Source organism: Streptomyces sp. NPDC047130, assembly GCF_040643475.1.
Lineage (GTDB): Bacteria > Actinomycetota > Actinomycetes > Streptomycetales > Streptomycetaceae > Streptomyces.
Genome location: NZ_JBEYUK010000003.1, coordinates 477419 through 500140 on the forward strand (window position 1 = coordinate 477419; position 22722 = coordinate 500140).

The window sequence follows — 22722 nt, forward strand, 5'->3', positions numbered from 1 at the left end:
CCCGCACCGATCGGCGCAGGTCGTGGCCGATCCCTGGCGGCGGGGAGCGCTCGGCCGGGTGCCCCGCGGCCCTGATGTCCTGCCGGTGGGCGCGCTGCGGGCGAGTCGCTGCCGGGCGCCCTCGCGCCGCCGCGCCGCCACGTCCCGCACCGGGCGGCCCGCCACCGGCGGGAGCGCGGGGACCGGCGGCCCGCCGTCGACGAACTCCACCCACGCCTGCCGGCGATCCGGCAGAGGCTGTCCTGCGCCGACCGCGAGCACTTCCTGGCCGTGACGCTGCGCCAGCGGGAGGGGCACCACCACCGGCCGGCACCTGCCACCGGCCGGGCCCTCGCGGAGTCGGCCCAGCCCTCGCGGAGTCGCCGCGGTCCGGACGGCTGACGGCGCGCGGCCGGGGTGACGGCGGCGGCGTGCGCGGACGGCTCCGGCGTCACCGTGCGCCTGTCCTGGGGCGCCCCGGTGACCGTGGGTACCGTGGTCGACTCCGCGGGGACCGAGAGCCGCACCGGTGAGCCGGCGGATCCTCTCGTACGCGGACTGCCGGCGTCGGGCGCGGCCAAACCGGGTGCACGCGGGCGGGGCTTCGACACCGGGACGACGGCGGTCGTTCGTCCCCGACGGCATGCGGTCACCGTCTCGACGCGCCATTGTTAGCGCTAACAAACACCGCACTCAACCACCCTGAAGCGAGCGTTACGCCTTCGTTGCCTTGAGGCGGAAGCGCCAGGCACCCCGCCGACCGACCAAGCCGCCGAACTCCCACTCGGCGAGTCGCCGGATCACGCGGACAGAGGCTCCTGACCACCATCCGATTCGGCAAAGCCGCCAGCTCGCGACCCTTGCGCTCCGGAATTGTTAGCGCTCACACTAGGAAGTGCTTTCGCGTCCGGCCGGCCCCTGTGGAACGTGCTCACAACGTTCACAGCAACCCCTCTTCCCGCCTGGGCGCACAGGTGCACACGCTTTGCCGCAGCCCCGCCCGCTCACATCAAGGATGATGACCATGCGCAACCGCAGAGCCGCGCTCGCCTCCCTGGCCACCGCCGCCTCCCTCGCCCTCACTCTCTCTGCCTGCGGCCAGAACAGCGAAGGGGGCAGCGAGGAGGGCAAGGGCAGCAGCGAGGGCGCCACCATCGGCATCTCGATGCCCACGAAGTCCTCGGAGCGGTGGATCGCCGACGGCGACAATGTGGTGAACAACCTGAAGGCGAAGGGCTACGAGACCAAGCTCGTCTTCGGCGAGGACAAGCCGGACCAGCAGGTCTCACAGATCGAGAACATGATCGCGCAGGGTGTGGACGCTCTGATCGTGGCCGCGATCGACAACAAGTCGCTGAACAACGTGCTGCAGCAGGCCAAGGACGCCGACATCCCGGTCATCTCCTACGACCGGCTGATCCTCGGCACCGAGAGCGTGGACTACTACGCGTCGTTCGACAACGAGAAGGTCGGCGAGCTGCAGGGCACGTACATCATCGAGGAACTCGGGCTGAAGGACGGCAGCGAGAAGGGGCCGTTCAACCTCGAGCTGTTCGCCGGCTCCAACGACGACAACAACACGCGCTACTTCTTCCAGGGCGCGATGAAGGTCCTGCAGCCCTACATCGACAAGAAGCAGCTCGTCGTCCGCTCCGGCCAGACCGAACTGACCCAGGTCACCACCCTGCGCTGGGACGGCGCCACGGCGCAGCGCCGGATGGACGACATCCTCACCAAGTCGTACAAGTCCGAGAAGGTCGACGCGGTGCTCTCGCCGTACGACGGCATCTCCATCGGCATCCTGTCGGCGCTGAAGTCGGACAACTACGGCTCCAAGGCGAAGCCCCTGCCGATCGTCACCGGCCAGGACGCCGAGGTCGCCTCGGTGAAGTCGATCATCGCGGACGAGCAGGCGATGACCGTCTACAAGGACACCCGCGAGCTGGCCAAGGTGGCCTCGAACATGGTCGACGCCCTCCTCAACGGCAAGAAGCCCGAGGTCAACGACGAGGAGACCTACGACAACGGTGCGAAGGTCGTCCCGGCCTACCTGCTCGAGCCGGTCAGCGTGGACAAGGAGAACTACCGGAAGGTCGTCGTCGACTCGGGCTACATCAAGGCGAGCGACCTCAAGTAACCTCCCTCCCCCACTGATTGGAAGGCACGACCATGGCGGGACCCGTCCTGGAAATGCGCTCGATCGTCAAGACCTTCCCCGGCGTCAAGGCGTTGTCGGACGTCACGTTGACTGTCCGTCAGGGCGACGTCCACGCCATCTGCGGGGAGAACGGCGCCGGCAAGTCGACCCTGATGAAGGTCCTCTCCGGCGTCCACCCGCACGGCGGTTACGAGGGCGAGATCCTCTTCGAGGGAGAGCCCTGCCGTTTCCGGGACATCCGGGCGAGCGAGCAGCGCGGCATCGTCATCATCCACCAGGAGCTCGCGCTGGTGCCGTATCTCTCCCTCGCGGAGAACATCTTCCTCGGCAACGAGCATGCCCGGCGCGGCTTCATCGACTGGAACGAGACGCTGCGGCACGCGACCCGGCTGCTGCGCCGGGTGGGGCTCGACGACCACCCGGAGACCCGCGTCGCCGACATCGGCGTGGGCAAGCAGCAACTGGTCGAGATCGCCAAAGCCCTGTCCAAGAAGGTGAAGTTGCTCATCCTGGATGAGCCGACCGCGGCGCTCAACGACGAGGACAGCGGCAAACTCCTCGATCTGATCCTGGAGTTGAAGAAACAGGGCATCACCTCGATCATCATCTCCCACAAGCTGAACGAGATCCGCAGAGTCGCCGATTCGGTGACGATCCTGCGCGACGGGCGGTCGATCGAGACGCTCGACGTGAAGGCCGCGGAGACCACCGAGGACCGGATCATCAGCGGCATGGTCGGGCGCGACCTCGACCACCGCTTCCCCGCACGCACCCCCCACCGGGCGGAGGAGGGCGCCGCCCCGGCCCTCGAGATCCGCAACTGGACCGTTCACCACCCCATCGACCGAACCCGCAAGGTGGTCGACGACGTGTCGGTCCACGTCCGGCGCGGGGAGATCGTCGGTATCGCCGGTCTGATGGGGGCCGGCCGCACCGAACTGGCGATGAATGTGTTCGGCAGGACGTACGGCCGCTACGCGGGCGGCACGGTCCTCAAGGACGGCAGGGAGGTCCGGACCCGGCACGTCGCGGACGCCGTCGCGCACGGGATCGCCTACGTCACCGAGGACCGCAAGCACTACGGCCTCAACCTGCTCGACACCATCAACCGCAACATCTCGCTGACCGCGCTGGACAAGGTCGCGAGGCGGGGCGTGGTGGACGAGCACGAGGAGCAGAAGGTCGCCGAGGGCTTCCGCAGGTCCATGAACATCAAGACGCCGACCGTCTTCGAACCGGTCGGCAAGCTGTCCGGTGGCAACCAGCAGAAGGTCGTCCTCAGCAAGTGGATCTTCGCCGGTCCCGATGTGCTGATCCTGGACGAGCCCACGCGCGGCATCGACGTCGGCGCCAAGTACGAGATCTACACGGTCATCGACCGGTTGGCGGCCGAGGGCAAGGCGGTCGTCTTCATCTCCTCCGAACTGCCGGAGCTGCTCGGCATGTGCGACCGCATCTACACGATGGCGGCCGGTCGGCTGACCGGTGAGTTCTCGAGGGCCGAGGCCTCACAGGAAGCGCTGATGCGTCAGATGACGAAGGACAAAGAGGTAACGCGATGAGCACCGATGTGACCGCCACGCCGTCGGCTCCGGCGCCGCCCGGCAAGGGTGGCCCGGCCTCGGGCGGAGGCTTGCTGCAGCTGATGCGGGACGGCCTGCGCCGGAACATGCGTCAGTACGGCATGCTGATCGCCCTCGGTCTGATCGTGGCGCTGTTCGCGTGGCTGACCGACGGGGACCTGCTGCTGCCCCGCAACGTCTCCAACCTGGTCCTGCAGAACAGCTACATCCTGGTCCTCGCCGTCGGCATGATGATGGTGATCATCGCGGGCCACATCGACCTCTCGGTCGGCTCGCTGACCGCGTTCGTCGGCGCCTTCGCCGCGGTGCTCACCGTGCAGCAGGACATCTCCTGGCCCGTCGCCGTGGTGCTGTGCCTGCTGGTCGGCGCGGTGGCCGGGGCCGTGCAGGGCTTCTTCATCGCCTACGGCGGCATACCGTCGTTCATCGTCACCCTCGCCGGCATGCTGATCTTCCGCGGTCTCACCGAGATCCTGCTGGAGGGCCAGACCCTCGGCCCCTTCCCCGAGGGCATGCAGAAGCTCGGCAACGGCTTCATGCCCGAGGCGGGCCCGGAGACCAACTACCACAACATCACCCTGCTGCTGGGCGTCGCCCTGATCGTCTTCGTGGTCCTGCAGGAGATGCGGGACCGGCGCCGGCAGAAGGAGTTCTCCCTCGACGTGCTGCCGCGCAACGTCTTCCTGCTCAAGCTCGTCGCGATGGCCTCCGCGATCCTCGTCGTCACCCTGCTGCTCGCCAGCTACAAGGGCGCGCCGATCGTGCTGCTGATCCTCGGGGCGCTGGTGGTCGGCTACGGCTACGTCATGCGCAACACGATCTTCGGCCGTCACATCTACGCCATCGGCGGCAACCTGCCGGCGGCCAAGCTCTCCGGCGTGAAGGACAAGAAGGTCACCTTCCTGGTCTTCGTGAACATGGGAATGCTCGCCGCCCTGGCGGGCATGGCGATCGCTGCCCGTCTCAACGCTGCCTCGCCCAAGGCGGGCCTGAACTACGAACTCGAGGCCATCGCCTCGGCGTTCATCGGCGGCGCGTCCATGAGCGGTGGAGTGGGAACCGTCCTCGGCGCGATCATCGGCGGCCTCGTCCTCGGCGTGCTGAACAACGGCATGAACCTCCTCGACGTCGGGACCGACTGGCAGCAGGTCATCAAGGGCCTCGCCCTGCTGGCCGCGGTCGGCTTCGACGTGTGGAACAAGCGCAGGGTCGGGTCCTGAGCCGTCCTGGCCCCGCTCCCCCCGGAGCGGGGCCAGGGCTCCTGTCCTCCCGCGCGGGGCCGTCGCCGGTGTCTGCGCACGGCCTGCCACCGCCGGGGAAGCGCACGAACGCCGCGGTTGCTGGTGCGCGTGGGGTGAGGGTGGCGGTGTACGTGCGCCGGCCGTTCTCGGCGGACGGTGGCCGGAGAGGCGTTGCCGTAGTACGCGTCCGGTCCGTGTTCGCGGGTGACGTGCCGGTCGAGCAGATGCCGCGGAGGCTCGGAGCGCTCGAGGGACGATCGCAGCGCAAGGGTGTGCAGGGCCATCTCTGCTATCGCCTCGCAGACGACGGCGTGCTCGAGCGAGGCCGTCGCGGTGGCGCCCCAGGTGAACGGACCATGGCGCGAGACGAGCGCCCCGGGCACCTCTTCGACCCGGCGTGGATCTCCTTCGAGCAGGTCCGTTGGGCGCGTACGGACGGCGGAGGACGGGGCGGTACCTTGAGCAGGGGCCACCAGCGAACAGGGAAGGGGAGGGGAGGGGATTGACCCAGCTCCCGGACGTCTCCAGAGCACCCACGATGGCGGATGTCGCCCGCCTTGCGGGCGTGTCCCACCAGACCGTCTCGCGCGTGCTCAGCGGTCACCCGAACGTCAGCGCCAGGACGCGCTCCGCGGTGACGGAGGTCGTCGAGCAGCTGGGCTACCGCCGCAACTCGGCAGCTCGCGCCCTCGCCACCCGCCGGACCCACACCCTGGGCGTCATCGCCGTGAACACCACGCTGCACGGGCCCGCCAGCACACTGGCCGGCGTGCAGCAGGCGGCGCAGGAGCGCGGCTACCTCACCTCGGCCGTGACCTTGCGCACCGTGACGGACGCATCACTCGACGAGGCGATGCGGCACCTTTCCGTCTGGGGAGTGGAAGGGGTGATTGCCATAACTCCGCAGCGCGACGCCGTACGAGCTCTCGCCGCGCTGGACGCCCCGTGCCCGGTGGTCACCGTCGAGGGCGGCCACACCCTGGACCTGCCCGGCGTCTCCGTCGACCAGCACCTCGGGGCGCGCATGGTCACGGAACACCTCCTCGCCGCAGGGCACTCCACCGTGTGGCATGTCGCCGGCCCCGCCGACTGGCTCGAGAGCGAGGCCCGCACCGCCGGCTGGGAGTGCGCGTTGCGGGAGGCCGGCGCCGAGGTACCGCCCCTGCTGCGAGGCGACTGGAGTCCCCTGTCCGGATACCACGCCGGGCAGCAACTCGCGGGCAGGGCCCTCGCCTCCCCCGGGAGCGGCGGGCTCACCGCGGTATTCGTGGCGAACGACCAGATGGCGCTCGGCGTGCTGCGGGCGTTCCGGGAGGCGGGACTGCGCACCCCGGCGGACGTGGCGGTCGCCGGCTTCGACGACATTCCGGAGGCGGAGTTCTTCCCTCCCCCGCTGACCACGGTTCGCCAGGACTTCGGCTCGCTCGGCCGCAGCAACATAGGGCTGCTGCTCGACCACATCGAAGGCACCGCGACGGAGGCCGCGCACCTGACGGTCGCCCCCGAACTCATCGTGCGGACCAGTACCGGCCGCCGTCGGGACCCGACCGAGGATTGGTCCGGTCCCGTCCCGGCAAGCGGCAGCACGCGCAGCCCGCCGGGGACCCGCACGCATGCCGGATGACCATCGGTGTGCTCGAAGATGTGCGGGTCCGCCCGTTGGTTCGCCGGCGGATTCGTGTACGCCGCTCCGGGTGGGGCCGAGGCCCATCCCGGGCGAAGAGACGGGTCCCCTGGAGGCATGGGCGCCTTCCTGGATGCACGAGACGGTGCGTCCCCGCCTGGCCACCACCTTGAAGAGGATCCAGGAACGCGCTCCCAACTCGCGGATCGTCATGATGGGCCATCCCCGGCTCCTGACCGGGGCGACCTGCGCCAACATCAACGAGCAGAACAAGACCTGGCTGAACGGGCTGGCGGACATGCTGGCGGCCGAGATGGCCGGTGCCGTCGCGGACGCCAATGCACTCCACGGGACCCGTGCCGTCTTCTCCGACCCACGCGACGAATTCGAGGGCAGGGGGATCTGCGGCGATCCGGAAGGAATCCACGGCATCATCCTCACCGGCCATTCGCAGGCGGACCTGGGCGTCAACTCGAGCAAGTCCTTCCATCCGAACATCCACGGCGCCACCCTCTACACCGATTCCCTGGAGGCCACTCTGCGCTCCTCGGGGCAGCGGACGTCACGGTGACCGGGCCGGGGTGACCCGGTGCGTGAGAGGGAGGAAGGGCGGGAGCGGCCGGCGTGGTCGCCCCCTCGGCTCGGGCGGGGTCCGTCCCCGACGCGGACCGGCGGAGCGGTACTCACCTGCCCCCTCCGCCTCCCGCCGGTCCCCGTGAGGGACCACCGTGCGGCTGTGGCGTGGTTACCGGAACACCTCGGCCAGTTCCTGCCAGAACGCGCGCCAGTGGACTTCCCCGAAGGTCCGCAAGGAGATGTCCCGGTTGTTCGCGAGTTTCCGCCGCACGACAGGATCAGCCTTCCGCACAGCCGCCATCATGTCGAGCAGTTCACCGGCCGCCCGCTCCAGTTCGCCGGCCGACGGGCCGACCATCACGGCCGAGTATCCGGGGTAGACGGACGCGAAGATCTTGAACGGGCTGACCGCACAGGGCAGTTCCGCCACGGCGGCGAAGGCCGGGGGCATGCTGGCGGCCTCGACACCGGGGACGTTCGGCGTGTAGACGACCGCACCCGACCTGTTCCGGGCGATGTGCAGCAGGTCGATCTCGTCCAGGTGCAGACCCTGCTCGTCGCGGTAGGAACTCAGCGGCACGCCGTCGGCCCAGACGACCGTCCCGCCGAGTCCCAGGCTGTCCGCGAGGTCGAGCATGTCCCGCGCGTGCTCCCGCTCCTCGGCGAGGCTGCCGAACACGACCAGGACCGGGACGGGCTCCCCGCGTCTCCGCGCCTCCGCGGTCGTCGCGGCATGCAGCCGCAGGGTCAGCGCGACGCCCTTCTCCGGGACGACGCGCTTCGGGACGACCAGCACCGGCTGATCCTCCTCGACACCGTGCTGCGCCAGGAATTCGCGCTGATGCGCGTCCAGGTCCCCGTCCGGTACCGACAGGGGCACCATGGGGGGCAGAAGCATCGGCACCGCGTCGGTCGGATAGCCGGCTGCCTCGGTGACCTGGGCGGGTGTGAGCGTCGCCCAGTAGGTGTAGCCGTTCGCCCTGGGAAGTGGCGTCAGTTCGTTGGGGAAGACCGGGTAGACGCGCTTCCCGTCGGCGGTCCGCGCGTAGTTCTCGAGCAGGTCGTGGTCCCACCACACGACCCGTCCTCGTCGGTGCCCGTCCGCGAACATCTCGTCCAGCACCCGCAGCAACGCCAGCGTGACCGGCACCGCGTCGGTGAGCGTCATGTTCATCGCAATCACCACATCGACATCCGCGAGCATGACGCGGAAGTGCTCCTCGTACGGAGCGGCCAGCCGGTCGATCTCCTCCCGGAGCGTCGCGCGTTCCCCGGCGTCGAGTTCGTCGAGGGCGGCGACCCGGTCACGCACAGCGAGCAGGTCCCGCCCCCACGCCCCAGGGTCGCCCGGCAGCTCCATGCACGCGGGGGTCATCCAGTCCGGATACGGCTCCCCCCGGCCGTCCGGCGCGAAACCCTTGTCGAAACGCCACGAGTACCCCAGGTCGGTGATCACCGGGAACTCGACCACACCTGACCGTACGCCGAGATCGAGCGCGTACCGCAGGCTGGTCAGCAGACCGGAGACGGGCAGACCATCGCCGCAGACAACCCCTAAACGCATTCCTCGTTCCTCTCTGCAGTCACCTTCATACGGGCACGCATGCGCAGCGTCATTGCTGCGGCGAGCGACGCGAACGCCTCACCCCTCAGGGCACGGTCTCAGGCACCTGCGAGACGCAACCGCTGCCGGATCCCGCCGGCCAGCCGTGCGACGACGGGAGCGCCGTCGGAACGCAGCGACGCCTTCTTCGCGTTGAAGCAGTGCACCCAGGCACCGGCGGCCCATGCGGCCTCACGGTCGGCGGCTGTCCAGGACAGTCCCCTGGCCGCCTGGTAGGCATCGATGAACCGAGCCGTGTGCGCGATCGTCGCCTCACCGGGACGGCCGCCCAGGACCGCGTGCACCGCGGCAGCCGCACCGGCGATGACGATCTCCGGCAGCGTCACGATGCTGTCCCAGTCGTGCACCGCGTGCAGCGCGCCGCCCTTCCACGTCACGTTCTGCGCCTCCCAGTCGCAGTGTCCGACGACGGGGACGCCGAGGTCGTGCTCGCTCAGCCGCTTGCGCACCCGGGTCGCCGCGTCGTCCAGCCAGTCCGGCCCCGGGTGCTGGTTGAGGTCCTCCGGCTGATCGTCGGGAAGCGGCCAGACAGCGCCCTGGTCGTGGTTCCACCAGACCCACGGCGGAGGCGGGTCAAGCGTGCCGATCTCGTCCACCGACGGTGCGACCGACACGAACCGGGCCAGCTCGGCGGCCGACCGGGCCGAGGAGCGGGGCGCGACGTCGAGCGCGACGCCGTCGTCCACCAGTGTCTCCATCGTCACGATCCGGCTGCCGTGCCGGACCGGTTCGCCCAGCGGTTCGGAACACGGCAGCCCCGCCTGCCACATGAGCCGGTGCGTTCGGCAGCAGCCGGCCAGCCGGTCGGCGAACGGCCGGATCTTCACCACCACCCGGCGTCGGTCCGCCAGTTCCACGGCGAGAACCGTGGACAGATGCGAGCAGCGCCACAGCTCGGTCCGCGGAGGGCTGCCGAGGCGGCTCTCCACCAACGCGGGCAGGAAGGACAGGTCGAGTGCGGTCGTCTCTTCGAACATGGCAACGGCCCCTGTCTCGTCGACTGCATCACCGCCGGGGCCGGCTGTACGGCCTCGCCGCTTCTCGGTCCGAAGTCCTCCGGCGGCGGGCGAGGGGACCTCGGTGGCCTCCACTATGACCAGGGAGGCGCCGGTCTGGCAGCACTGCGGCGATCGCCCGGACGGCACCATCCGTTTGCCACCCCGCCGGTCGCGGCCGGCGGACCGGAACCGGGGCCGAGGCCGGCTGCGCGACGGTTCGCACCACGGTCCTCAGGGGAGGGCGAGGGCCCGGCTTCCGGCCCGGCGGCGGCCACTGGAGTGCTGAAGGTCGAAGGTGAGGGTGAGCTTGCGCAGCCAGCGGTCGGTCCCGTCGTAACGGGGCGTGAACGGCTCACGGCCGTGCACGGCCCGGTAGTTGTCGATGAGGACCAGGTCGCCGGGCCTCAGCCGGACCGGCACGAGTGCTCCCTCGAGCCGGCGGCACAGCCGGGAGAACGCGCGCGCGGCCTCGTCGTCCTCCGGCGCGGTGGTGGTGTAGGCCGGGTCGACCCGTAGGTACGGCTGCGAGCCGCCGAAGAGCACGGGCCGCCACACGGGGGACGGATCGGATCCGGTCTCCTTGAGGTGTTCGGGATCGGGGCGGATGGCGAAACGAGGCCGGCGGAGCACCTCCTGATCCTCCGCATCGACCCCGAGAAGCCCGCTCGCGGTGGCGACGGTCGTCGCGGTCAGGTCCTCGTTGCGGAGACACAGGAGTGCCAGCACGTCACAGCGGGCGTCGTCGAAGGCGTCCTCGACGTGGAAGTCGAGGTTGTCGACGCTGCCGTGGCCGGTCTGCGCGTGTTCCTGGCCCTGGATCGGCAGAACGTCGTTGAACAGCCTGCCGTCCTGCAGCGTCTGCCAGCAGACCGGGTCACCCACCTGCGTCGACACCATCGCCAGCCAGAGGTCGTGGGCGGCCGTGGCGGCGCGTCCGCGCGGTTTCCAGTGCGACGGCGTCGCGCCGACGTTCTCGTCCAGGCGGGGTCTGCGGACCACCGTGACCGCGCTGCCCAGCCGGGACCGGACGCCGGCCAGGACGTCCGTCAGCCGTGGGGGGAGACGGTCGCCGTGTTCGGCGAGCTTCGCCAGCAGGCCGAGGTCGTCCGTGGTGTCGTACTCGCCCATGAGCCTGCGGACGACGTCGTCCGCAGGACGTGTCTCCTGCGCGGTGAGCGCGATCTCCTGGATGTCGGGCACGGGGGCGGAGCTGCGCATCTGGGTACCCTCCTGCTGTCTCGGTCGGTCCGGCGAAGGCTGCGGTGCCGCGGGGTCGAGCTATCCGGTGCCCTCCGCCATCTCCGTGAGGAGCTCGGCCCACGGGTCGGTCGGGAACCGACGGTCGACGATCCGCCGGTTGCGGCGCAGCAGACCGGTCGTGCGGGGATCTCCGCCGCGGTTCGCCTGCATCGCCGTCACCAGTTCGACGCCCGACCGGCCTGTCGCGGCGGCACGGGGATCCACGGGGACGACGTGGAAGTCGCTTCCGTACGTCGGTGCGAAAGCCGTGTAGCTCGTGCTCGCGCAGGGCAGTCCGGCGACGGCGGCCAGCGCGGGGCCCAGGCCGACCGTCTCGACGTCCTCGGTGTTCGGAGTGAAGACGACGCCGCCACCACTCGCTGCGGCTGTCCGCAGCAGGTCGATCTCGTCCAACCGCCAGGAGCCGGTGCCGTCCCTGACGCTGCACAACGGGACACCGTCGAGGAACCTCACGTCCGGCAGGAGGTCGAGGCGCCGTGCGGTGCTCAGCACGTCGGCGGCGTAGGAGGGATCCTCCACCAGGCTGCCGAAGACGAGCAGGTACGGGACGGGAAGGCCTCGTTCGAGGCTGGCCGACCGGGCCGCCGCCAACACCTCGAGGGCGAGTTCCACCCCCTTGACCCGGTAGACCCGTACCGGGTTGAGCAGGATCGGTCTCCGGGGGTCGAGCCCGAGTCCGTCGAGGAACTGGGTGTGGCGGGGCTCCAGCGGTCCGGTCGGCACGCGGGGCAGGATGTTGGGCACCACCCGCGGCGGCTCCGGTACCGGATAACCCGCCCCCTCCTCCGCGAGTGCCTCGGACACCACCGCCCACCGCACGCCCGGTCCGGCCTCGGGAAGCGGGGTGAACTCGTTGGGACGGTCGGGATACCTGCGGACCCCTCCTTCGTGGTCCGCACAACTGCCGAAGAGGTCGTGGTCCCAGAAGAGCACGCCGCCGGAACGGTTCTCGTGGTGGCGTTCGCGTGCCGCGGCGAGCAGTGCCTTGGTGACGGGTACGGCGTCCGACAGCGTCATGTTGACGGCGATGGTCCAGTCGATCCGGTTGCGGCGCATCCATTCCGAGAAGTACTCGCGGTAACGGTCGGCCAGGCGGTCGATGCGCTCGTGCAGCCGGGCGCGGTCGACCGGTCCCAGGGCCGCGCCCTCCGCGACCGCCATCCGTATGGAGCTCCACTCGGTCGCCGCCTGTTCAGGGTCCCCGAGGACGGGAGGGGCCGGCCGGGCCCGCTCCCACCACGCGGACGTCTCCCGCTCCGCCGGCCCGTACGGGAAGTAGGCGGCCTTGTCGGGCCGCCACGAGTAGCCCAGGTCGGCGGATACGGGCAGTTCGAGCAGTCGGAGGTCGGTGCCGAGGCCGACCACGTTGCGGAAGATGGTCAGCAGTCCGCTGGCCGGCACGCCGTCGCCGCAGATCAGTCCCAGGCGCACCCCGGAATCACCGGCCCAGCTGGGTGTTGATGATGGCCTCCACCAACGTGGCTCCCGCTTCGGTGAGGGTGACGCTGCCGGCCCTCCGGTCGATCCGTACCAGTCCGCGGTCGCTGAGCGAGTCGAACGTCGTACCCCATCTGCCGGACAGCAGGGAGCTGTCGGGGAAACGGGAGCGGTGCACCTCCTCGTGCAGCGGCTGACAGGTGGACAGCGCCATCTGTACCGCTCGCACCTCGCGGTGCTCCGCGCTCACCGTCGTGACGTTCTCCAGCGGGATCTCGCCCTTCTCGACCAGGCCGAGGTACTTGGCCGGAGCGACCACCGCGTTCGCCTCCGCGTCCTCGCACCAGCTGTAGGCGCCCAGGCCGATACCCACCTGTGGGACCTGCTTGTCCTGGTCGAGGTTCAGCGAGCGCCACACTTCCGGTCCCACCTCACGCCGGGGGAAGTAGGTGGTGGGGTGCTCGTAGTAGCCGGCAGCGGCGAGCCGGTCGACGGCCCCCTCCCGCATCTGCAGCTGCTGCCCCAACGACGGCCATGCGAAGCCGCGTTCGGCCAGCTGCTCGCGTACCCGCGGGTTCTCCCACACGGCCGGGGAGACGTGCCCGATGGCCGACTCCACGTCGTGGAAGGACTGCAGATGGAGCTTGATCGCGACGATGGTGCTGAACTCGGCCTCGATCAGGCCGTCGATGTCGTGGAGGAAACCGGCGACGCTCTGGCCGGGCAGGCCCCAGACGAGGTCGCCGTCGACCCTGGTGAAGCCCAGCCGTCGTGCCGCGTCTCGGACTTCCAGCGCCTGTTCACCGGTGTGCCGGCGGTTGGCGACCTGCAGCAGCCGGTCGTCCAGGGACTGGATGCCGTAGGTGAGGGCGGTGAACCGCGCATCGCGCAGGGTTCGAAGGACCTCCTCGGTGAGGGAGTCCGGACTGCCTTCCGCCCTCATCGAGGTGTGCTCGTCGAAGACGAACGTCTCCCGGTAGAAGTCCATCAGACGCTCGATCTCGTGCGGCGGCAGGACGCTCGGCGTACCGCCGAACAGGCAGAACTCGCCGACCGGAGTGGTGCGCAGCGCCGGGACGGCCTCCACCCAGAGTTGGGCTTCCCTGATGTTCGCGTCCACCCACCGACGTGCGGTCGCGTCGGCCGTCTCGGGCCGGCTGCTCGTCACGAGTATCGGGAACTGACAGAAGTGGCAGCGGTAGCGGCAGAGTGGGATGTCCGCCCACAGGTGAAAGGACGGCGCTTCGCGAAGTCGGCGTTCCAGATCACCGAAGAACTGCTGTGAATTGCCCTTCGCATCTCCCGTGAAGACATGGGTGAATGCTTCGGCTTGGACATATCCGAGGAGCTCGTAGTTGCGCTCGTCGGAGAGCAACGAGGAAACACGGGGTACCGGATATTCCGGATCGATTTCCGAGAGGCTGCGAAGCGCCTGCCCGCGCTCGTATAACGGTGCCGTGCTAGTCCCCATGCTGGCGTCACTCCGTATCCACTACGTCGATGATCGTCGGTGATTGGGGTACCGCCTGATCAGGCTAGGCACCTTCCCTCGCACCGTCAATACGGCACGTGACGGACCCAACGTGGCGCGATTCATGCGGAGTGACGTGGATCTGCCCGAGGTGCTCTTCCGGCGTTCCGGCCTGTCGGCAGATAATGCAGTGATCACACGTCCACGCGCGGCTCACTCTGTGTCAGTGACCCCGGGAAAATAAATGACGGACGACGCGATTGGCTACGATCGGTGATGGATAAGTCTGCTTCAATACCAGCCATGGCATGGCCACCTCGACTCGTCATGACGGATGCGACCGCTGCCGCACTGGCCGATTTCAGTGCGACCTGGCCGGTCGAAGAACTCAGGACCGACCGGTCCCAGCAGGCGGCTCTTGGCCGTGCCCGCGAAGCGATTCCCGGTCTGGGCCCGCTGCTGGACGAGGCGGTCACCCTCCTGCGGGCGTCGCTGGCCGTGGTCGTCGAGGGTTTCCCGCTCGACGCCGGTGCGCTGGTCATCTCCGCCGCGGCTCTCGGCGAGGTCGATCCGAGCTACAACGGCCCGAAACCGGACTCGCTCGTGCACCACGTGGTCGACAGCGAAGCCCGGCCCTACCGGGACCCGGACCCGTTGCACACCGACTCCCCGTTGCTTCCCCTCCCCCATGCCTACCTCGGACTGCTGTGCGTCCGCCCCAGTCCCGCAGGTGACGGGCGGACCGTGCTGGTGACCGCTGCGGAGGTCGCCGCCAAGATCGCCGACCGCGGCCATCTGCGAGCGCTCCAGGACCCCTGCTACCCGTTCGCCGTTCCGAGCGGCTCCGGAAGCGACGAACCATCGGTCACGACCCATCCGATCCTCACGACGACCGGCGGGGATGCCACCGTGCGGTACTGCCCGGTGCGGGTTCCCGCAGGTGTGCGGCGGGCCGGCCGCGCTCTGGACGACGAGCACGTGAGCGCGCTCCGTGCGTTCGAACGCGTGCTGGAGGAACAGCACCTGCCCGTGGTCTTTCCCCTTCGGGCGGGCGAGCTCCTGCTGCTGGACAACAGGCGCCTGCTGCACGGCCGCACCGATGTCGGACCCGAAGGCGTCGGTCGCCACGTCATGCGCGTCAAGGTGCACAGCCGCGATGAGCAGCGGTAGTCCTGGTCACCAGCCGTGCGGCGAACCAGGTGCGCGACGAGCACGAGAAGCCCACGGCGAAGGAAATGCCCCCGAGGGCCCCCCAGCATCCGCATCGAGGAGCCGTCACCGTGACCATCAGCGTGGGTGTCGTCGGCGCGGGGCAGTTCGCCCGCGCGTTCATTCCGCTCTTCCAGGCCCATCCGGGCGTCCATGACGTCCGCCTGACCGAGGCCGTCCCCGAACGGCTCCGGCGCGAGTCCGCCCGGCACGCCATCACCACCACCTACACGTCGTTCGAGGACATGCTCTCCTCGGACGTCGACGCTGTCGCGATCTTCACCCAGCGCTGGACCCACGGCCCGCTGGTCGTGCAGGCCCTGGAGGCCGGAAAGCACGTCTACTCGTGTGTGCCGATGGCCGTTTCCGAGGGCGAGATCGAGGCGATCCTCGACGCCGTGCGCCGTAGCGGCCTCACCTACATGATGGGTGAGACCAGCTACTACAACCCCGCCGTCGTCTACTGCCGGGGACGCCACGCCGAGGGCGCGTTCGGCGACATCTTCTACTCCGAGGGCGACTACGTCCACGACATGGATCTCGGCTTCTACGACGCGTACCGCTACAGCGGCGGTGAGCGCTGGAAGGAGACCGCGAGCTTCCCGCCCATGTACTACCCGACCCACGCTCTGGGCGGCGTCCTCGCGGTCACGGGCTCGCACGTCACCTCCGTGTCCTGCCTCGGCGTCTCCGACACCAGGGGCGACGGAGTCTTCGACCGGGAGATCAGCCGCTGGGACAACGACTTCTCCAACGCGACCGCACTCTTCCGCACCGCGGACGGCGGCGTCGTGCGCACCAACGAGATGCGGCGGGTGGGCTACCCCTCACTGCTGCGTGAATCCCGTTTCCGCTTCTTCGGCACCCAGGGCAGTTTCGAGCAGCTGGCCACCGTCACCCTGTGGCAGGACCGCGAGAAGGCTCAGGACATCGAGGAACTGATGCGCACGGTGCCGACAACCCGCCTCGACGACGCCGCGCTCGCCGAGATCGATCCATCCCTGCGCGACGATTTCGTGAGCAAGTTCGCGCCTGTCCATGACACCGGCCGGCTGCCCGCCGAGTTCGCCGGGCGACCCAACGGTCACCAGGGCTCGCGCCAATTCCTCGCGGACGACTTCGTGACGGCGTGCCTGACCGGGAGGACGCCGCCGGTCAACGCCTGGACGGCAGCCCGCTACACCTTGCCCGGCCTGGTCGCCCACCGATCCGCCCTGGCGGGTGGCGCGCAGCTGGAGGTCCGGGACTTCGGGGACGCCCCGGCGTGACAGCGCTCGGTCACCGCCCGCCGCCCAGCACGCGTCCGCAGGCCAGGAGCCCGTGCCGACGATGTGCCGCACGAGCCTGAACGCCTCACGGAGGGGGAGGGGTCTGTCGTCACCGCGGGAGGCCGCCGACCCGAAGTGAGGCAATGCCCTCACCTCCCGTAACTCGCGCGCGCCCTCGTGGTTGGGACTTCGGAAGGACGGCCGTGCCCATGCCTCGCGAACGTGTCCCAGGCGCGGGCCGACCGTCGTGAACTCACTCCGCGCCGAAGAGGGAGCAGCGTGACGATCGCCAGTTTCAAGGCGCCCATGTCGGAACCGAACGAACCGCCGGAGATCTATGCGGACCCGGTCAGGATGGAGCGGGACACCCCGGCCAAGGTGGAGCCGGACACGTTGCAGCGGGATCTGCGCCGCATGGGACTCGGCTGCGAGCTCACCGAAAAGCCTTACCTGCAACGGTTCATCAACGAAGTCCGCCAGGAACTGCCGTCCTCCGGCCGGGTTCAGGCGGTGGGCATCGGTCTTCGGGACCCGTCGCTGCTGGACAGCGGCCCCGCGGGCACCTCGTTCGTCGACACCGTGCTGAGCCTGTCCGCCGGCGGGTACGCCGACATGGCGGACGTGGTGGCCGAACACGAGGGCGTGGACGCGTTCTTCGAGGAGATCCTGCAGGGCAATCCGGGCGGGCAGGCCATGGTCAACGCGATGGCCGACGCCGAGTGGGGAACCCCTGGCTTCGTCAAGTCCTTCGCGCGGAACGATCCACGAGGCATCGTCCACCTGGCGGAACTCGCCCGGGCAGGGGTGAAGCTCGTCGCCGCGACGACCTGGAAGTGGCACAGGGACGACGAGACCGGACGCGTCACCCGCAGCGACCTGGCCGAACTCGCCTTCCCCGAACGGTGGGACCGCCTCCACGCCAAGGGCGAGAAGCAGCACCGCTCGCGCTGCCGCAAGGGCGACCAGCCGGAGCGACGCTGGGCGGTGACCACATACAGCAGCCACGAGTACCGGAAGGACCTGGCAGACGCGACCGCCATCAAGAAGCTCTACCGGACCATGGGCGGCAACCTGACGTCCGCGGTCGCCGAAGGCGTGGACACGGAGTGCGTGGAAGCCGCCCTCTCCAACGCCCTCGCCTTCCTGCAGGATTCCTCGTTCAGCGACCAGGACTTCGATTCCTGGTCCGACAAGAGGAACCCCCGAGAAGTTCTGGTGTTCCTCGTCCACGAACCCGCGCCCGAAGACGTCCAGGGTGTCGGGGTGGTCAGCGTGCAGTGGCGCTTGCGGGTCGAGAAGTTCAGGGACAAGAAGCAGGAGGCCCACCCCACGAAGATGGAGTTCTGGGTCCGCACCGCTCTGTATCCCAGCGTGTACGACGACAGCGACCCGCGCAGCAGGAGGACTCTTCTGTCCAACCAGACGAGCGAAGACCTGCGCCTTGTCAACTGACTGCAAGACAGCCTGAGCACAAGAGTCACGAGATCCACGAGAGTCACGAGAGCCACCAGAGGTGAGACACTCCATGGCCGACACGACCGCATCCCCGTCCCGCGACGACGTCGCACCGGGTCCCTTCGAGCCTCCCGAGATCTTCGATCCGGAGGTCTTCAAGAAGCTCCCGCAGGCGTCCAGGGACACCTTCGCGAAGTCCCTCCTGATCAGCGAGAACGGCGAGGAACGCCTTGCGGCTGTCCTCTACGCTCCCGACCTGCAGTTCATCGGCGTCGTCGACAACAAGTCCTCGGACGCCTCCTCCTCGTACAGCAAGTCCGTCACCGAGGGCTTCGACACCACCTACTCGGTGGAGATCTCCGCCCAGCACACCGCCGAGTGCAACTTCTTCGTCGCGAAGGGCTCGCTGACCGTCGGTGTGGCCCTCACCTTCACCTCCCAGCACAACAAGTCCACCACCGAGACCATCAACTTCGAGGTTCCCGCCCGCAAGAGCGCCTACCTCTACCAGGGGTTCCTCCGCACGAAGATCATCCGGCACGACCTCGGGACCCGCACCTACAGCTGGGCTCCCGATGGCGAGGGGCGCTTCCTGACCAACCTGATCGCCACCTCCGACAAGCCGGAGGCCGGCACCGCCGTGCTCACCTCGCAGCGCTGAGACGGCGGCCTCCGGCGGCGCCGAGGAGCCGGAACGGCCGGCCCGGCATCCACCGATGCCGGGCCGACGGGCGCGCCACGGGGGTCTCACCCTGCCGTGGTGATCGGTGCCCCGGGCCCGAGCGGCAGGTCCAGGCCGTAGAAGAGGGCCAGGACGGCCAGCCAGGCCAGCAGGAAGGGCACCACGAAGACGGCCAGCCGGGACAGGACGGTGCCGAGTTCGGCGTCCGGCTCGTAGCGCCGCAGGATCGTCAGCATCAGGAACACGTACGGATTGAGCGGCGTGATCATCTGGGTCGCCGAGTCGCCGATGCGGAAGGCGGCCTGCGTCACCGCCGGTTCCATCCCGAGCAGGAGGAAGGCCGGCACGAACACGGGTGCCACCAGGGACCACAGGGCGGATCCGGAGGTGACGAACAGGTTCAGCACGCAGACCAGCAGCACGAACACCACCAGTCCCCAGAAGCCGGTCAGCCCGGCCGACTCCAGCAGGGAGGCGCCCTCGACCGCGAGCAGGGTGCCCACGTTCGACCAGGTGAAGACTCCGATGACCTGGGCGATCACCAGGATGAGGACGATGTAGGCCGACATGCCGGTGATCGACTCGGCCATCATGCGCGGGACGTCGTCCGCCCGTCGCACGGCGCCCACGACGCGTCCGTACACCACTCCGGCCAGCAGGAAGGCGACGAACAGCAGGGGCACGACGCCGTCCAGCACGGGCGACGGCACCAGGGCGCCGCCCTCACCGCGCAGCGGTGAGCCGGGCAGCAGCCAGAAGGCGACCACCGCGGCCGCGTACGCCAGCACGACGGCGCCGGCCCACCGCAGACCGCGCCGCTCGGTGGCGGTGACCTCGAGCGTGGCGCGGTAGCCGCCGTCCGCCGTCGTCCCGGTGCCCTGCGACGGCTTCGTGCCGTCCTCGTCCGTGGCCTCGGGCGTCGTGCTCTCCACCGGCGCGGGCATGCGCGGCTCCAGGACGCGGGAGATCAGGAAGCCGCCGATCAGGGCCAGCACCACGCTCGCGGAGGCCGTGAAGAAGTAGTTCACGAGGATGTGCGTGGGCGCGTCCTCGCCGCCCGGCAGCACCTGCGCGGCCTTCTCGGTGATGCCCACGTACAGGGCGTCCAGGGCGCCCACCGTGAATCCCGCCGCGTAGCCCGCGCAGACGCAGGCGAAGCCGCCGATCAGGCCGGCGATGGGGTTGCGTCCGCAGCCCTTGAAGACCAGCGCCGCGAGCGGCGGGATGATGAGGATGGCGACGTCGCTCATCATGTGGCCCTGGGCCGCAACGAAGGCGACCAGGTACGGGACCAGGGCGCGGGGCGCCCTGCCGATCGAGATCCGGACCGTGGACTCCAGCAGGCCGGTCTGCTCCGCCACGCCCACCGCGGCCATCATCAGCAGGACGGTGCCCAGGGACGGGAAGCCGGTGAAGTTGGGGATGAAGTTCTCCAGCAGCCACCGCACCCCCTCACCGGTGAACAGCCCCCGCACCTGCAGGGTGTCGGAGGTTCCGGGCACGGTGACGGTGGCGCCCGCCCAGTGGAGGAGGGTGGAGACGACGCCGAGCAGGAGGAAGAGGAAGACGAAGAGCAGCACCGGGTGCGGGAGCTTGTTGCCCGCCCGTTCGATGCCGCCGAGGACGCGGTCGAGGAGTGATCCGGCCGTGCCGTCGGCCGTCCGCCGTTCCTTCGTGAGCAGGTCTCTGCCGGTCATCGGCCGCCTCCCGACCGGTCGAGGGTGTCCTTGCGGACGGCGCCGCGCTGGGCGACGAGCACCACGTGCCCGGGGTCGGCGAGGACGCCGATGTCGGCGAGCGGATCGCCGTCGCACAGGACGAGGTCGGCGTGGAGGCCCTGCCTCAGCGTGCCGATCTCGTCCTCCAGACCCAGCAGCTCCGCCGCGGTGCGGGTGCCGGCGACGATCGCGTCCATCGGCGTCATGCCGAGCGACACCAGGTGGGACAGTTCCCGCAGGTTGCGTCCGTGCGGGACCATCGCCGCGTCGGTGCCCATCGCGATGCGCACGCCCTCCGCGATCGCCGCGGAGATGTTCTCGCGGGTGATCTCGGACCAGCGGAGCTTCTTCTCGTAGTGGAACGGCTCCATCGTCGACTTGTCGATTCCGTCGAACACCGTGGACAGCGTGGGGACCAGGAAGACGCCGTGCGCGCCGGCGAGGTCGCGGGCCTCGGCGGTCATGCCGTAGCCGTGTTCCACACTGGTCACGCCGCCGCGGACGGCGTTGAGGATGCCGGCGGTGCCCTGTGCGTGCGCGGCGACGGGACGGCCGCCGTGACGGTCCGCCTCCTCCACGACGGCCCTGATCTCCTCCACGGTGAGGCCCTCGTCGTCGGGCTGGTCGTAGGGGCTGGACATGCCTCCGGTCGCACAGAGCTTGATCACGTCGGCGCCCGCCCGCAGCAGCCGGCGTACCGCCACCCGCACCTCCTGCGGCGAGTCCGCGAGTTCGCCCACGCCGGAGCTGGGGTCGAAGCCGCAGTCGGTGTGGAAGTCGGCGTGGCCGCCGGTGTGGCTGAGGATCCGGACGGCGGTGTGCAGGCGCGGCCCGGCGGTGAGCCCGCGGGCCACCGCGTCGCGGTACCCCGCCGCGAGTCCGCCGAGATCGCGGGCGGTCGTCACGCCGGCGTTCAGCGTGGCCCGCATCCGGGCCGCCGTGTCGAACACCGCCACGGTCGGGTCGTCCGCGTAGCGGCGCACCATCTGCCGCGCGGACTCCACCCCGAGGTGGACGTGGGCGTCGACGAACCCCGGGAGCAGTGTGCGCCCGGCCGCGTCGATCACCCTGGCCCGGGCGGGGCCCTCGGGCGCTCCGGCGGCCGGCCCGGCGTAGACGATCAGGCCGTCGTCGTCGACGTCGAGGACGGCGTTCTCGACGGGGGCGGCGCCGGTGCCGTCGATCAGGCGCGCTCCGGTGATGCGGAGGGAGGAGGCCGTGGGCAACGGTGCGGGAGAGAGGCAAGGTGCGGTCATAGCCGGACACCCTCAAGATCCTGGGTTACGAACCGGTAAAATCGCCGGAATCATTCAGGCCGCATGCGTCTGCGCAGGATTCGGAGCGCCCATGGGAACGCAGCAAACGGTCCGCCCCGACGACCTCGACCTCGCCATCGTGCACGCGCTGCAGATCCGCCCGAGGGTGCCCTGGACGAGGCTCGGCGAGGTCCTCGACGTCGATCCGGTCACGGCCGCCCGCCGCTGGGCCCGGCTGGTGGACGCGGGAGTCGCCTGGGTCGACGGCTACCTCTCCCCCGGTCACGACGACGGCGTCTACGCCCATCTGGAGATCGACATGGGCGGCACGCCGCGCGAGGACACGCTGCGTCTGCTCGCCCACGACCGGCACATCCTCAGCCTCAAGCAGACCACCGGCGGGCGTGACCTGCTCGCCATCGTCGGCGCGAGCGACCTGCACGCCCTGTCGCAGCTCGCGGGGGAACGCATCGCCCGCCTGCCCGGGATCCGGGCCACCCGCGTCCACGTCATCACGGCGGCGCCGTTCGAGGGCGCCGCGTGGCGGCTCGACGTCCTGGACCGCGCCCAGCGTGACGCCCTGGCGGTCCCGCCCGACGAGGCCCCGGACGCTCCCCTGGGCCCGCTGGACCGACGCATCGCGCTCGCCCTGGGCACCGACGGCCGGATGCCGCTGGAAGCCCTCGCGCGCGCGGCGGACACCAGTGTCTCCACCGCACGCCGCAGGCTCCGCGTCCTCACCGGCAACCGGCGCCTGTCGCTGCGCTGCGCCCTCGCCCGGCCGCTCACCGGCTACCCCGTGTCGGTCGTCTTCTTCGTCTCCGTTCCCGCCCGCCACCTCGACGACACGGTGGCCGCGCTCCGTACCCTGCCCGAGCTGCGCATGTGCAGCATCACCTCGGGCCCCGCGAACCTGGTCCTCGACCTCTGGGTGCGCGCGCTGTCGGACGTGCACATGCTGGAGGCGCACCTGGAGAACCGCCTGGCCCGTCAGGAACTGCGCGTCGTGGAGCGTGCCGTCGTCCTGCGCACCGTCAAGCACGTCGGCCGCGTCCTCGACCACCGGGGCCGGAGCGCCGCCGTGGCGCCGCTCAACTACTGGGATCCGCAGGCCGATTGACGTCACGGAACGGCGCCCGCACCGAGGCGGACGCCGTTCGGAGACGATGCACCGGGAAGCGTC

At 69.8% G+C, this 22722-nt stretch carries 17 protein-coding genes and 1 pseudogene; 10 read left to right on the top strand and 8 right to left on the bottom strand.

Annotation, left to right across the window (positions count from 1 at the left end; translation table 11 throughout):
- Window positions 1–1003: 1003 nt before the first annotated feature.
- From chvE to mmsB, 3 genes are read left to right on the top strand one after another with little or no spacing between them, the layout of a single operon-like run.
- Window positions 1004–2116 carry a multiple monosaccharide ABC transporter substrate-binding protein gene (chvE, locus tag ABZ836_RS07260; protein WP_361140189.1) on the top strand — a complete coding sequence of 371 codons (1113 nt, stop codon included), beginning with the start codon at window positions 1004–1006 and terminating at the stop codon, window positions 2114–2116.
- 32 nt (window positions 2117–2148) lie between these two features.
- A complete protein-coding gene (gene mmsA, locus ABZ836_RS07265; RefSeq protein ID WP_361140192.1) occupies window positions 2149–3699 on the top strand; it encodes a multiple monosaccharide ABC transporter ATP-binding protein in 1551 nt (516 codons plus the stop codon).
- Window positions 3696–4940, top strand: coding sequence for a multiple monosaccharide ABC transporter permease (gene mmsB / locus ABZ836_RS07270; RefSeq protein WP_356128267.1), 1245 nt, complete (start codon window positions 3696–3698; stop codon window positions 4938–4940). Before mmsA ends, mmsB begins: the two co-directional genes overlap by 4 nt.
- Before the next feature lie 182 nt (window positions 4941–5122).
- On the opposite strand, the pseudogene ABZ836_RS07275 reads toward mmsB, so the two are convergent.
- Window positions 5123–5380, bottom strand: a pseudogene (locus ABZ836_RS07275) (class II aldolase/adducin family protein); the annotation flags it as partial.
- Between the two features lie 83 nt (window positions 5381–5463).
- Here ABZ836_RS07275 and ABZ836_RS07280 point away from each other — a divergent pair.
- Both ABZ836_RS07280 and ABZ836_RS07285 read left to right on the top strand, forming a co-directional pair.
- Window positions 5464–6585 (top strand): LacI family DNA-binding transcriptional regulator, encoded by a 1122-nt coding sequence (locus ABZ836_RS07280; RefSeq protein ID WP_361140196.1) that lies wholly within the window; start codon window positions 5464–5466, stop codon window positions 6583–6585.
- A 133-nt stretch (window positions 6586–6718) separates the two neighbouring features.
- On the top strand, window positions 6719–7156 hold the full coding sequence (locus ABZ836_RS07285) for a hypothetical protein (RefSeq protein ID WP_361140199.1): 438 nt from the start codon (window positions 6719–6721) through the stop codon (window positions 7154–7156).
- 174 nt (window positions 7157–7330) lie between these two features.
- Here the strand turns inward: ABZ836_RS07285 and ABZ836_RS07290 are convergent, their stop codons facing one another.
- The 5 genes from ABZ836_RS07290 to ABZ836_RS07310 form a co-directional block, all read right to left on the bottom strand.
- Window positions 7331–8725 (bottom strand): hypothetical protein, encoded by a 1395-nt coding sequence (locus tag ABZ836_RS07290; RefSeq protein WP_361140202.1) that lies wholly within the window; start codon window positions 8723–8725, stop codon window positions 7331–7333.
- Window positions 8726–8823: 98 nt separating this feature from the next.
- Window positions 8824–9762, bottom strand: a complete 939-nt coding sequence (locus tag ABZ836_RS07295; RefSeq protein WP_361140205.1) for a hypothetical protein — start codon at window positions 9760–9762, stop codon at window positions 8824–8826.
- A gap of 252 nt (window positions 9763–10014) precedes the next feature.
- Window positions 10015–11001, bottom strand: a complete 987-nt coding sequence (locus tag ABZ836_RS07300; protein ID WP_361140208.1) for a TauD/TfdA family dioxygenase — start codon at window positions 10999–11001, stop codon at window positions 10015–10017.
- A gap of 60 nt (window positions 11002–11061) precedes the next feature.
- A complete protein-coding gene (locus ABZ836_RS07305) occupies window positions 11062–12474 on the bottom strand; it encodes a hypothetical protein (RefSeq protein WP_361140211.1) in 1413 nt (470 codons plus the stop codon).
- A 7-nt stretch (window positions 12475–12481) separates the two neighbouring features.
- Entirely contained in the window at window positions 12482–13951 is a 1470-nt protein-coding gene (locus ABZ836_RS07310; RefSeq protein WP_356128282.1) for a radical SAM protein, read from the bottom strand.
- A 327-nt stretch (window positions 13952–14278) separates the two neighbouring features.
- Here ABZ836_RS07310 and ABZ836_RS07315 point away from each other — a divergent pair, with 327 nt between their 5' ends.
- The 4 genes from ABZ836_RS07315 (at window position 14279) to ABZ836_RS07330 (ending at window position 18544) form a co-directional block, all read left to right on the top strand.
- Window positions 14279–15121: a TauD/TfdA family dioxygenase gene (locus tag ABZ836_RS07315; protein WP_356128285.1), complete on the top strand. Its 843-nt coding sequence runs from the start codon at window positions 14279–14281 to the stop codon at window positions 15119–15121.
- Window positions 15122–15231: 110 nt separating this feature from the next.
- A complete protein-coding gene (locus tag ABZ836_RS07320) occupies window positions 15232–16428 on the top strand; it encodes a Gfo/Idh/MocA family oxidoreductase (RefSeq protein ID WP_361140215.1) in 1197 nt (398 codons plus the stop codon).
- Window positions 16429–16707: 279 nt separating this feature from the next.
- The gene (locus ABZ836_RS07325) at window positions 16708–17880 is read left to right on the top strand and encodes a hypothetical protein (RefSeq protein WP_361140218.1); all 1173 of its coding nucleotides are present in this window, start codon (window positions 16708–16710) and stop codon (window positions 17878–17880) included.
- A 73-nt stretch (window positions 17881–17953) separates the two neighbouring features.
- Window positions 17954–18544, top strand: a complete 591-nt coding sequence (locus ABZ836_RS07330) for a hypothetical protein (protein ID WP_356128294.1) — start codon at window positions 17954–17956, stop codon at window positions 18542–18544.
- An 86-nt stretch (window positions 18545–18630) separates the two neighbouring features.
- On the opposite strand, the gene ABZ836_RS07335 is transcribed toward ABZ836_RS07330, so the two are convergent.
- Both ABZ836_RS07335 and ABZ836_RS07340 read right to left on the bottom strand, forming a co-directional pair.
- On the bottom strand, window positions 18631–20262 hold the full coding sequence (locus ABZ836_RS07335; RefSeq protein ID WP_356128297.1) for an AbgT family transporter: 1632 nt from the start codon (window positions 20260–20262) through the stop codon (window positions 18631–18633).
- Window positions 20259–21539 (bottom strand): amidohydrolase family protein, encoded by a 1281-nt coding sequence (locus tag ABZ836_RS07340; protein WP_356128300.1) that lies wholly within the window; start codon window positions 21537–21539, stop codon window positions 20259–20261. The genes ABZ836_RS07335 and ABZ836_RS07340 overlap by 4 nt, the downstream gene beginning before the upstream one ends.
- 91 nt (window positions 21540–21630) lie before the next feature.
- Between ABZ836_RS07340 and ABZ836_RS07345 the strand changes: the two genes are divergently transcribed.
- On the top strand, window positions 21631–22659 hold the full coding sequence (locus ABZ836_RS07345) for an Lrp/AsnC family transcriptional regulator (protein WP_361140223.1): 1029 nt from the start codon (window positions 21631–21633) through the stop codon (window positions 22657–22659).
- The last annotated feature ends 63 nt before the right edge of the window (window positions 22660–22722 follow it).